This window comes from Actinomyces lilanjuaniae (assembly GCF_003606385.1).
GTDB classification, from domain to species: Bacteria; Actinomycetota; Actinomycetes; order Actinomycetales; family Actinomycetaceae; genus Actinomyces; species Actinomyces lilanjuaniae.
Genome location: NZ_CP032514.1, coordinates 2,438,423 through 2,450,011, shown reverse-complemented (window position 1 = coordinate 2,450,011; position 11,589 = coordinate 2,438,423). Strand labels below are relative to the sequence as shown.

Here is an 11,589-nt window from a genome sequence, read left to right as displayed (position 1 = left end):
ACCTGTGAAGCCCCGACCCGTGAGGGGGTGCACACCGGGGGTGTCGGCACCGCCGTGGCAGACGGTGCCGCCTTCCCCTAGCCTTGCCCTGACTCACCCCTGTGGTCCGGCTCCTCCCTGGCTCCGGGTGCGGGGGCTCCCTCAGGTAAGGAAGAGCCCATTCATGAGTGTCCGTCAGGACCTGCGTAACGTCGCCATCGTCGCCCACGTCGACCACGGCAAGACCACCCTTGTCGACGCCATGCTCTGGGAGGCTGGCGCCTTCGGGGCACGGGCCACGCAGGAGACGACGGGGGAGCGGGTCATGGACTCCGGCGAGCTGGAGCGTGAGAAGGGCATCACGATCCTGGCCAAGAACACCGCCGTCCACTACTCGGGGCCTGCTGCGTCGCAGGCGGGGCTGGAGCAGGGCGTCACCATCAACGTCGTGGACACCCCCGGGCACGCGGACTTCGGCGGTGAGGTAGAGCGGGGCCTGTCCATGGTGGACGGCGTCCTGCTCCTCGTGGACGCTTCCGAGGGACCCCTGCCTCAGACGCGCTTCGTGCTGCGCAAGGCCTTGGCGGCGAGCCTGCCGGTGATTCTCGTGGTCAACAAGGTGGACCGCCCTGACTCCCGTGCTCAGGAGGTAGTCACCGAGGCCACCGACCTGCTCCTGTCGCTGGCCTCTGACCTGGCGGACGAGCAGCCCGACATCGACCTGGACGCGGTCCTCGACGTCCCGGTCCTCTACGCCTCTGCTAGGCAGCGCCGGGCGGACACCGAGCCTCCTGAGGACGGCGGGCTTTCCGCCAGCACAGACCTTGAGCCGCTGTTCCGCACCATTATCGAGCGCATCCCCGGCCCCACCTACGACGAGGACGCCCCTCTCCAGGCCCATGTCACCAACCTGGATGCCTCCCCGTTCCTGGGACGACTGGCGCTGCTGCGTATCAGGAACGGGGCGCTCCGCAAGGGCCAGGCGGTCGGGTGGGCGCGCCACGACGGGACCATCGCCCCGGCGCGCGTCTCCGAGCTGCTGGTGACCCAGGGGCTGGACCGCATCCCCGCGCAGGAGGCTCGTGCGGGAGACATCGTGGCAGTGGCCGGGATCGAGGACATCACTATCGGGGAGTCCCTCGTGGACCCTGAGGACCCGCGCCCCCTGCCGCTCATCACCGTGGACGATCCTGCGATCTCCGTGACCATCGGTATCAATACCTCTCCGCTGGCGGGGCGCTCCAAGGGGGCCAAGGTCACCGCTCGCCAGGTCAAGGACCGCCTGGACCGAGAGCTGGTGGGCAACGTCTCCCTGCGGGTGCTGCCCGCGGACCGTCCCGACGCGTGGGAGGTCCAGGGGCGCGGAGAGCTGGCGCTGGCGGTCCTGGTGGAGCAGATGCGTCGGGAGGGCTTTGAGCTGACGGTCGGCAAGCCGCAGGTGGTGACTCGTACCGTTGGCGGCAGGACGCATGAGCCGGTGGAGCGCATGACAATTGATGTCCCCGAGGACTACCTGGGGGCCATCACCCAGCTGATGGCGGCTCGCAGGGGTCGCATGGAGACCATGACCAATCACGGGACCGGCTGGGTCCGCATGGAGTTCGTGGTGCCCGCGCGTGGTCTCATCGGCTTTCGTGGCCAGTTCCTGACCGAGACGCGTGGCACGGGTATCGCCTCCTCCGTGGCCCAGGGCTATGAGCCCTGGGCCGGGCAGATCACCTCCCGCACCACAGGTTCCCTGGTGTCTGACCGTGCGGGGGTCGTGACCGCCTACGCCCTGATACGGCTGGCGGACCGGGGTACCTTCTTTGTCGAGCCTGGTCAGGAGACTTATGAGGGCCAGGTCGTGGGTGAGAATCCGCGTGGTGAGGACATGGAGGTCAACGTGGTGCGGGAGAAGCAGCAGACCAACATGCGTTCCGCGACCGCGGAGTCCTTTGAGGGGCTCACCCCTCCGCGGCACCTGACCCTGGAGGAGGCTCTGGAGCTGGCTGCGCAGGATGAGTGCGTGGAGGTGACTCCGGAGGCGGTCCGTATCCGTAAGGTGATCCTGGACTCCCGGGCGCGTGCCCGGGACCACGCCAGGCGCCGTCGGGTGCAGGCCTGAGAGGACCAGTGACGATGAGCCAGGACGCACCAGGCCGCGACGCCGTGACGAGTCGCTCTGCCGAGGAGGAGGCCGGGAAGGATCCCGAGGCCTCGCAGGCGGTCCTGCCTCCCCCTGAGGCCCTGCCGGACCAGGGAGTGCAGCAACGTGAGGCAGGCAGCCAGGAGACGGCTACCCCGGCAGAGGCCGGTCCTCTTGCTGAGGTGCAGGCGGTCGCGGAGGGTGCTGCTCCTGCCCAGGAGGGCGACGGGTCGGCTGGCCAGGTGGCGTGGATCCAGCACGCTGACTCCTCGTTGCCGCCCTCGATCGCCCCGGCGGGCAGGGGAGAGCCTCCGGTGCCGGAGGACCCCGCTGAGCCAACGGAGTCGGCGGGGCCGGTAGAGCCAGCAGACCTGTCACAGCCTGCGGGGGAGGACGACTCGGCGCAGACAGAGCCGGAGCAAGAGCCGGAGCAGCTGGAAAGGCTCGGCGATGCCGAGGTGCCTGGTGAGGCAGGGCCTGAGGTCCAGGTGCCTGCGGACGGGCACCTGGACGAGGACGTGGCTGAGAGCGCAGCACAGCAGGAGGGCCTAGGTGGTCGGGAGGAGGAATCAGACCGGGAGGAGACGGCTGCGAGCTGGTACCGGCGTCGCCTGCCTGCGCTTATGGCAGCCGGAGCGCTAGTGCTGCTGGCCTGGGGTGGCCTGTCATGGTGGACCACCCAGCACCTTCACGGCACCACGACCGTGGCGGGTGTGGACGTCTCGGGTCTTAGCGCCGAGGAGGCGAGGACCCGCGTGGCCTCCGTCCTTGGCGAGGAGCTGGCGCAGCCGGTCACCGTCACCGTGGGCGAGAGGCAGGACCAGCTGGTCCCTGCCGACTCGGGCGTCAGCGTGGACGCGCAGGCCTCTGTGGGGCAGGTCACCGGCATGACCCTTAACCCTGTCACCCTGGTCGGTCGGCTCCGCGGGACACAGGTTGACGCGGTGGTTGAGGTGGACCGCGACGTCCTCAACGGTGCCCTGGAAGACCGGGTGGATGCCCTGTCCAGCGGCACCGTGTCGGCCACGGTCTCCCTTGAGGGGACACAGGTCGTGACCACCGGCTCCCAGACCGGGACCGGGCTGGACGTCGTGGCCTCCGTGGACGCCCTCGTCAAGGACTGGCCGCTGGGGGAGCCCAGTATCGCCCTGGCTGAGGGGACCGCTGTCCCTGCCATCACTGACGCCGAGGCGACACAGTTCGTGGAGGAGACATTGGAGCCCCTCCTGTCCTCTGAGGTCACTGTCACCGTCGAGGGCACGGAGGTGGAGGAGCAGGCGGTGTCCCCCGTCGTAGCCATCAGCCCCGAGACCATCGCTGCCTACAGCACCATCGGCACCTCTGGGGGGAGGCTGAGCCTCGATCTTGATCCGGCAGGTGTGCGTGAGGCCGTCCTCGCCGGACTGGGCCCGGTGGAGACGCCGGCGGTTGACGCCGGCTGGATTATCGACGGGACCGCAGAGGGTGCGCAGGACGCCGCTCCCCGCTACGTTCCCGCCTCCTCCGGCCTGGGGGTCGACACGGAGGCGCTCCTGGCGGACCTGGTCGCAGCGGGGACGTCGGACCCGGACTCCGGCTCCCGCATGGTGACGCTGCCCCTGACCGTCCTGGAGCCGGAGGTGACCCTGGCTGAGGAGGACTGGGGCGTAGCCGAGCCTGTCGGCGAGTACTCCACCCCCTACAGCGCCGCCGACATCGCTCGTACGCAGAATCTTGAGACGGGGGCGGAGAAGATCAACAGCACCTCGATACCTCCGGGCGCGACCTTCTCCCTGGAGGAGGCCCTGGGGCCGGTGGACTACGACCACGGGTTCACCGACGCGGGCGTCATCTCCAACGGGCAGCACACCGACTCCATGGGCGGCGGTCTCAGCCAGGTCGCCACCACGGTGTTCAACGCCGGCTTCGAGGCGGGGATGGACGACACTGAGCACACTGCCCACCAGTACTACTTCGACCGCTACCCGGCAGGCCGGGAGGCGACGCTATGGACCGGTGTGCTGGACGTGAAGTTCACGAACTCCACCCCCTACGGTGTCATGGTCCAGGCCTGGCTGGACGGGGAGGAGATCCACGTGCGGCTGTGGTCCACCGCGTACTACGAGGTCTCTATCACCTCCTCAGAGCGCTACAACTATCGTCCGGTGACTACCGAGACGCAGTCCGGGCCCGGTTGCCAGGCCTACAGCGGGGGCAACCCGGGGTTCGATATCACCGTCACCCGCCGACGTGCTCATGACGGGCAGGCCCTGCCTGAGGACGTGCTGACTACGAGCTACTACCCTGACAACAACGTCGTGTGCAGCTAGGCGCTCCCCCTGTAGGCCTCTGACCACCCGGAGAAGGACGAGAAGCGTGCTGTCTTCTTGGCACCAACGTCGAACCTCTGACTACGCGACCGCCATGGACGTCGTGACCGAGAGCACTGAGACGGCTCTGGGTCCCGGCTGGTGGGGTGGTGACGGTGCGCCCGACCGGACGGGGCGGTCCCCGCATCTGTGCTGTGCCCGTGCTGTCACGACCTTGGGGCGCGACCTTGGGGGCGGTGGGTTCGTGGCCCCAGTGCTCACGGCCACGTCCGCCTGTCTTGGGCTGGCCGGTGGTGGGGGAGGATACTGGTGCCGTACAGGCGTGCCGCTCCCTGCGGGCGGCACATCCCGCCGAGGTGAGAGGATGCCGCTGCCATGACCTACGTCATCGCCCAGCCTTGTGTCGACGTCAAGGACCGTGCGTGCGTTGACGAGTGCCCCGTGGACTGTATCTATGAGGGTGAGCGCAGCCTCTACATCAATGCCGACGAGTGCGTGGACTGCGGTGCCTGCGAGCCGGTGTGCCCCACGGAGGCCATCTTCTACGAGGACGACGTCCCCGAGGAGTGGGAGGACTACGCCAGGGCGAACATCGACTTCTTTGAGCTACGGGGTCTGGGCTCACCCGGTGGGGCGCAGGCCGTGGGTCCCCAGCCCTATGATGACCCTATGATCGCAGTTCTGCCGCCGCAGAACGAGGAGTGGAGGCAGGCCAACGGCTACGCCTGACCGGCGGGTGGCGCTGCGGCGAGGTGCCTGTGACGTGCCCGGCCCCGTGAGCGAGAATACCGCCTATGCGTCCCGCTTCTGCTGGGCCCCTGGCCCCTGCCCGTCTTCCTCGGCCCCTCGCCCTGCCTGACTTTCCCTGGGACAGCCTGCATCCCTACCGAGCGCGTGCGGCTGAGCACCCTGACGGTGTCGTCGACCTAGCGGTGGGGACGCCGGTGGACCCGACTCCCGGGATCGCCCAGGCTGCTCTTGCCCAGGCTGCCGACGCGCCCGGCTACCCCACGGCGGTGGGCACCTCGCGCCTGCGTGGGGCCTTTATCCGCTGGATGGCCCGGCGTCGTGCGGTTCCCGGGCTGACCAGCGAGGAGGTCCTGCCCACCATCGGCTCCAAGGAGTCCGTGGCGCTCCTGCCCCTCCAGCTGGGAGCGGGCCCGGGCGACCTCGTCCTCCACCCGCGTACCGCCTACCCCACCTACGACGTGGGAGCCCGCATCGCCGGGGCCGTCCCGGTGCCTGTGGACACCGACGCCGACCCTGAGTCGTGGGACGTTGACAACCAGGCGCGGGTGTCCATGGTGTGGCTCAACAGCCCTGGCAACCCCGACGGCCATGTCCTGGGCGTGGAGCAGATGGCCCGGGTCGTGGCCTGGGCCAGGGCGCGGGGTGCTGTCGTCGCCTCCGACGAGTGCTACGCCGAGCTGGCCTGGGAGGAGCCCTGGGCCAGCAGCGCGGTTCCCAGCCTCCTGGACCCGCAGGTTGCCGGGCCGCAGGGGCGCAGCGGGCTGCTGGTCCTGTACTCACTGTCCAAGCAGTCCAACCTGGCGGGCTACCGGGCAGCCTTCCTTGCCGGGGATCCGGTGCTCGTCTCTGCGGTCACCGAGGTCCGCAAGCATGCGGGCCTGCTGGTGCCCGCCCCTGTCCAGGCTGCTGCGGCGGCCGTCCTTGACGACGAGGTGCACGTGGAGGCCCAGAAGGCGCTCTACCGGGCACGTCGCGAGACCCTGTTGGAGGCCACTGACGCAGTGGGGCTCGTCAACGACCCGCAGTCGGTGGCCGGGCTGTACCTGTGGCTGTCCGGGCCGCCGTCCATGAGCGCCTATGACATGGTGGGGGCCTTCGCTGAGCTGGGGATCGTCGTCGCCCCCGGTGACTTCTACGGGCAGGCTGGTGTCGGGCGTGTGCGCATGTCACTGACCGGTACCGATGAGAGGGTAGCTGCGGCCACCGCCCGCCTTCGCACGTCCCAGGCCGCTGACCTCTTCCGGTCCTGACGGGCGGGGCCTTGCAGCCCTGTCTCATTCTCCTGTGACTTTGGTGGAGAGGATGTCTTTGCTGCCGCCTTCCTTCTCCTGCGGTCGGCCTGACGAGACCCCACCCTGCCGGGGCGGGCACCCCGGGTGAGTTCTTTGGGGTGGGGGTAAAGAACTCGGGGTGGGGGTTGTGTGGGGGCGGGGCGGTGTTCCGGTGGTCTTGTTGTGGGTTCTTGTGGGTGTTTGTGGCTGTGTCTCTGGGGTTGCTTGGTGTTTTCTATGGGTGTGTGGGGTGGTGGGGCGAGTTGTTTGAGTTGTTGGGGGTTTTGCGGGGGTTGTTGTCGGGAGCTGTTGCCGAGGGTCGTCCCTCTAGGGGCTGCCGCTGGGCTTTACGGGGGCTGTCGCGCGGGGGGGGCGGGGGCGGTCCTGGCCGGCTGTGTGCTGTTGGCCTGGGGAGCGGTTGGGCCGACTGGCTCCCGGGCGAGCCCGGCTATCGCGCGCGCCAGCGTACGGTCGGACCTCGCTGAGGGCCGTCAGGATCCTTCTCGATTGCTCCCGTGACGCTCAGGTGGCGGAGCATGTCTGTGACTGTCTTTGGTGCTGCACCGGTTGCTGCTACGACCTGACGGTTGGTGACGGGGGCGTGCTTGATAGCGTCAAGGATCCAGTTCTCCACGTCCTGGTGCAGGGGGACGGCGACCTGCGCGCTGCCTAGCGCCTTTCTGCAACGGTCTGCGAGCACCCAGGTGGAGGAGCCGGGATTCTGCTCCAGCAGGTCGACGCTGACCAGCCAGTCGAGAATCTCCTGGCACTCGGCGGGTCCTGCCTGGAGCAGGTGGCCTGCGGTCGCGCTCGTAAGCGTCGTCGCTCCAAGAAGGTGGCGCAGGACGAGAAGCGTGTTGACGTTGCGTACCACGCCCTCGGCAAAGAGCGGGACGAGCACGGCCAGAGCGCGGACAAAGTGGGAGTCGGTCCCTGTTGCGGTGAAGGTGACGTCAACATGGAAGTCGTCAGTGTCAATGTCTGGGACCGGTCGGCCTGCAGTCAGCATCGAGACCCACATTCGGTCAAAACCGCGCGATGTCTCCTCGACAAGACCCAGTCGGTGCAGAGCCTGCATGAGAACGGGGTTGCGCGGTGTTGACGGGGTACGCAGCAGGCGGTCGGCGCGAACTCCCAGGGGCAGGCCGCCGGGGGAGTGCACACGTAGCGTCTGGGGCGACTGGTCGACGACGACGGCGGTTGTCAGTGACCAGTCCCTGTGGGCAAAGGCGTTGAGGACGACCTCGTCCACGGCGTCGAAGGGAAAGTCAGGCAGTGGGCGCTCCTGTCCCGTGGGCAGGTCGATCCGGTCGGCCTCGGGGTCGGAATGAGCCTTGATGCGGGCCAGCAACGACTGGATCGCCAGGATCGCCGGCTCGGTCACTTCCTCCTGGGAAGGTTCTCCGCCAGGGAATGGGCGGTAGACATGGCGGGCCAGGGGCAGGCTGAGGGTCCTGCGGCCGAAGAGGATCTCCGCGGCGCGCAGGAGAGTGCCCCGGGGGTGAGCAGGCCGAGGAGCGTCAGAAGCTCGCGGTCGGAGCCGACAGTCCGGTCGGGATGCTGCGCGGTGAACAGGACCCGCCCCCGCGTCAGCGCCTCCTGGTCAAGATCTGGTATCGACAGCTGGGAGGGTAGGGCGGTGTGGTCCGGGTTGGCTCGGTGGAAGGCCAGCTGACGGCGACGGTCCTCCCCCAGGGGGAGGCAGGATGTCCCCTGACGGATTGACGCGGCCCCGTTCCTTCGGGCGTAGACCGACAGCCCCTGCGGGACGCGGATAATGACCAGTCGGGCTCCCGCGTAGACCTCAGCCCAGGCCTCGACAGTCAGGTTCGGCCGTGAGCGGGAGAAGATCTTCTGGGCGATGTCCGCAGGGTCAGCGTCGGTGCCGGTCAGGGCCTGTGGACCGGGGACCTTGTCTGCCACGCCGAGGACGATGAAGGACTCGCCGTCAGCGTTGGCCAGGCAGATGGCGGTGTCAAGCAGGACCTCGACGCGCTTGGCATCGGGGTTGCCTAGGAACTGAGGGATGCGGGCAGGGTCCTCCTTGAGGTCCAGGTGCTGGCTTTCCTGGCTGTCCGCAGTGGCGCCGCTCCGGATGGCGTCCAGGGCTCTGCGCACGATCTCCTGCATGGCCCCTAACTGTAGAGTTCTTTGGGGTGGGGTAAAGAACTCGGGGTGGGGTTGTGTGGGGGCGGGGCGGTGTTCCGGTGGTCTTGTTGTGGGTTCTTGTGGGTGTTTGTGGCTGTGTCTCTGGGGTTGCTTGGTGTTTTCTATGGGGTGTGTGGGGTGGTGGGGCGAGTTGTTTGAGTTGTTGGGGGGTTTTGCGGGGGTTGTTGTCGGGAGCTGTTGCCGAGGGTCGTCCCTCTAGGGGCTGCCGCTGGGCTTTACGGGGGCTGTCGCGCGGGGGCGGGGGCGGTCCTGGCCGGCTGTGTGCTGTTGGCCTGGGGAGCGGTTGGGCCGACTGGCTCCAGGGCGAGCCGGACCTGACTCGTCGGGGCTGAGGAGGCTGGGGCCAGCCCCGAGCCGTGCCAGGGGCGGACACGGAAGCCGGAAGGTCCCGAGAGCCCGTAGAGTAGGGCCGATACCCCGGGCCTCCTGCCCGGGGAGCATGAGACCGGCCTGCTTGCAGCGCATCGTGCAGCGCACGCTGGCCCAGGCACACCGTCGGCCCGGAGCCGATGACCGAGGAGGCATCATGACGAGCACGTCCCCTACTGCGCCCTCACAGCCGGAAGGTCAGGCAGCCGCGTTGTCTGCCCCTGGCGGCCCTGCTGAGGGTGCTGTCACGACCTCGGGTCTGCTCACGGTCGGTTCCCAGGAGCTGGAGCTGCCCCGCGTACCTGCCACGGACGGCTCGGACGGGCTGAGTGTCTCCCGCCTCCTGGCCGGCACCGGGATGGTGACCCTAGACCCTGGTTTCACCAACACGGCGTCCTGTACCTCGCAGATCACCTATATCGACGGTGCGGCCGGGATCCTGCGCTACCGTGGCTACCCGATCGAGGAGCTGGCCAAGTCCTCAACCTTCCTGGAGGTCGCCTACCTGCTCATCTACGGCGAGCTGCCTGACCGCGAGGCCTTCGAGCGCATGGACCGCCGTATCAAGCGCCACCGCCTGCTGCACGAGGACTTCCGCAGCTTCTTCACCTCCTTCCCCTCCTCGGGGCATCCGATGGCTATCCTCCAGGCGGGTATCTCAGGCCTGGCCACCTACTACGAGGACACCCTTGACCCGCACGTCCCCTACGAGCGCGAGCTGGCGACCGTCCTGCTGCTGGCCAAGGTACCCACCATGATCAGTTACATCGCGCGCCGTGCCGTCGGCCTGCCCCTGCTCTACCCGGACCCCCAGCGCGCCTACGTCGAGGACTTCCTCCGCCTGACCTTTGGTATGCCCTATCAGTCCTACGACATCGACCCGGTCGTGGTGCGAGCGCTGGATATGCTGCTCATCCTCCATGCTGACCACGAGCAGAACTGCTCTACCTCCACGGTACGCCTGGTGGGCTCCTCCGACGCCAACATGTACGCCTCGGTGGCAGCGGGGGTCGGAGCCCTGTCCGGCCCGCTCCACGGGGGCGCGAACGAGGCCGTGCTGCGCATGCTGGACACGATCCAGTCCTCGGGCATGTCCACCTCGGAGTTTGTCCGTAAGGTCAAGGACAGGGAGGACGGCGTGCGGCTCATGGGTTTTGGTCACCGGGTCTACAAGAACTACGACCCGCGTGCGGCCATCGTCAAGGAGACCGCCCACGACGTCCTGGCCCGGCTGGGCAGCAGCGACGGGGACCGGAAGTTGGAGATCGCCATGGAGCTAGAGGAGGTCGCCTTGCGCGACGACTACTTCGTCTCCCGCAGGCTCTACCCCAACGTGGACTTCTACACAGGGCTCATCTACCAGGCCATGGGCTTCCCCACCAAGATGTTCACCCCGTTGTTCGCCCTGGGGCGGCTGCCTGGCTGGATCGCCCAGTACCGCGAGATGATCGCCGACCCGACCAAGCGTATCGGCCGCCCCCGCCAGGTCTACGACGGCTACACCGAGCGCCATTACGTGGCCATGCACCGCCGTCGCCACGCGCACGGTGACTACCCGGCCACCCGTGCGGGCGAGGCGGCCCTGGACCGGGTTCCCCGGGTCTGAGGGCGTCCCTCCCGCTCAGGGCGGCGGGGTCCAGAAAGGTTGGCAGGGCCTGGGACAGCCGGTTGCCTGAGGTTAGACTATCCATATGACTCAGCAGCGCCCTGCCCCCGAGACCCCCGGAGACGAGACTCCTGGACGCCCGACCGCCAGCCCGGCTCCTAGCGGCTCCGCCCCTGCACAGGGCAGCGAGCCTCCCCTGCCCTACGCCGACCGGCCGGTGTCCTCCGCTCCCGGTCACTGGGTGCTTGCCCGCGCTGGCAAGCGTGTCCTGCGCCCCGGTGGTGCAGCGCTGTCAGCAGCCATGCTGGAGCACGCTGGCCTCAGTGGTGCCGACGTCGTCGAGCTTGCGCCTGGGCTGGGGCGCACCGCCGCCGAGATCATCAAGGCTGCTCCCGCCTCCTATACCGCCATTGACCGCGACCCTGACGCAGCGCGACGGGTGGCAGCCGTGGTCGGTAGCCGCGGTAGCGTCCGGCAGGGGGAGGCGGCTCGGACCGGACTTGCCGACGCCAGCGCGGACGTTGTCGTCGGTGAGGCCATGCTCACCATGCAAGGGGACAAGGGCAAGGCGGAGATCGTGGCCGAGGCTGTCCGTGTGCTGCGGCCCGGAGGCCGCTACGCCATCCACGAGCTGGGTGTCGTCCCTGATGACATTGACCAGGCCTACTACACCCAGCTGCGCCAGGACCTGGCTCGTGCCATCCATGTCAACGCCCGTCCCATGACTGCTGCCGCCTGGAGGCGGCTGCTGGAGGAGGCAGGCCTGGAGGTGGACTGGGTGGGTACGGCGCCGATGGCCCTGCTCAAGATGAGCCGTAACGTCCGCGACGAGGGCCTGGGCGGGGTCCTGCGGATCCTGCGCAACGTGGCACGGGACAGGCCGCTACGCCAGAGGATCCTGGGGATGCGTCGCACCTTCAAGCGCTACGAGAAGGACATGGTGGGTATCGTCGTCGTCGCCCACAAGCCACAGGTCTGAGCGGGCGGGGGTGCTGCGGGGCGTCGCGC

At 68.5% G+C, this 11,589-nt stretch carries 8 protein-coding genes; 6 read left to right on the top strand and 2 right to left on the bottom strand.

Annotated features, from left to right (window positions below):
* Positions 1 to 163: 163 nt before the first annotated feature.
* From typA to dapC, 4 genes are all read left to right on the top strand, one after another.
* On the top strand, positions 164 to 2,086 hold the full coding sequence (typA, locus tag D5R93_RS10510; RefSeq protein WP_120205137.1) for a translational GTPase TypA: 1,923 nt from the start codon (positions 164 to 166) through the stop codon (positions 2,084 to 2,086).
* 14 nt (positions 2,087 to 2,100) lie between these two features.
* A complete protein-coding gene (locus D5R93_RS10505; RefSeq protein ID WP_120205134.1) occupies positions 2,101 to 4,416 on the top strand; it encodes a VanW family protein in 2,316 nt (771 codons plus the stop codon).
* Positions 4,417 to 4,791: 375 nt separating this feature from the next.
* Entirely contained in the window at positions 4,792 to 5,145 is a 354-nt protein-coding gene (gene fdxA, locus D5R93_RS10500; RefSeq protein ID WP_119836834.1) for a ferredoxin, read from the top strand.
* Positions 5,146 to 5,210: 65 nt separating this feature from the next.
* A complete protein-coding gene (gene dapC / locus D5R93_RS10495; RefSeq protein WP_120205131.1) occupies positions 5,211 to 6,416 on the top strand; it encodes a succinyldiaminopimelate transaminase in 1,206 nt (401 codons plus the stop codon).
* A 469-nt stretch (positions 6,417 to 6,885) separates the two neighbouring features.
* On the opposite strand, the gene D5R93_RS10490 is transcribed toward dapC, so the two are convergent.
* Positions 6,886 to 7,821, bottom strand: coding sequence for an ATP-binding protein (locus tag D5R93_RS10490; RefSeq protein ID WP_162933925.1), 936 nt, complete (start codon positions 7,819 to 7,821; stop codon positions 6,886 to 6,888).
* Positions 7,818 to 8,567 carry an ATP-binding protein gene (locus D5R93_RS10485; RefSeq protein ID WP_120205126.1) on the bottom strand — a complete coding sequence of 250 codons (750 nt, stop codon included), beginning with the start codon at positions 8,565 to 8,567 and terminating at the stop codon, positions 7,818 to 7,820. The genes D5R93_RS10490 and D5R93_RS10485 overlap by 4 nt, the downstream gene beginning before the upstream one ends.
* Before the next feature lie 565 nt (positions 8,568 to 9,132).
* Here D5R93_RS10485 and D5R93_RS10480 point away from each other — a divergent pair.
* Positions 9,133 to 10,581, top strand: coding sequence for a citrate synthase (locus tag D5R93_RS10480; RefSeq protein ID WP_120206021.1), 1,449 nt, complete (start codon positions 9,133 to 9,135; stop codon positions 10,579 to 10,581).
* Between the two features lie 85 nt (positions 10,582 to 10,666).
* Positions 10,667 to 11,560, top strand: coding sequence for a class I SAM-dependent methyltransferase (locus tag D5R93_RS10475; protein ID WP_120205123.1), 894 nt, complete (start codon positions 10,667 to 10,669; stop codon positions 11,558 to 11,560).
* The last annotated feature ends 29 nt before the right edge of the window (positions 11,561 to 11,589 follow it).

What these genes read in the sequence shown, in the direction of transcription:
- D5R93_RS10475 (WP_120205123.1), top strand. Translation starts at nt 10,667, where the DNA reads ATGACTCAGCAGCGCCCTGCCCCCGAGACCCCCGGAGACGAGACTCCT.
- typA (WP_120205137.1), top strand. Translation starts at nt 164, where the DNA reads ATGAGTGTCCGTCAGGACCTGCGTAACGTCGCCATCGTCGCCCACGTC.
- D5R93_RS10505 (WP_120205134.1), top strand. Translation starts at nt 2,101, where the DNA reads ATGAGCCAGGACGCACCAGGCCGCGACGCCGTGACGAGTCGCTCTGCC.
- dapC (WP_120205131.1), top strand. Translation starts at nt 5,211, where the DNA reads ATGCGTCCCGCTTCTGCTGGGCCCCTGGCCCCTGCCCGTCTTCCTCGG.
- fdxA (WP_119836834.1), top strand. Translation starts at nt 4,792, where the DNA reads ATGACCTACGTCATCGCCCAGCCTTGTGTCGACGTCAAGGACCGTGCG.
- D5R93_RS10480 (WP_120206021.1), top strand. Translation starts at nt 9,133, where the DNA reads ATGACGAGCACGTCCCCTACTGCGCCCTCACAGCCGGAAGGTCAGGCA.
- D5R93_RS10485 (WP_120205126.1), bottom strand. Translation starts at nt 8,567, where the DNA reads ATGCAGGAGATCGTGCGCAGAGCCCTGGACGCCATCCGGAGCGGCGCC.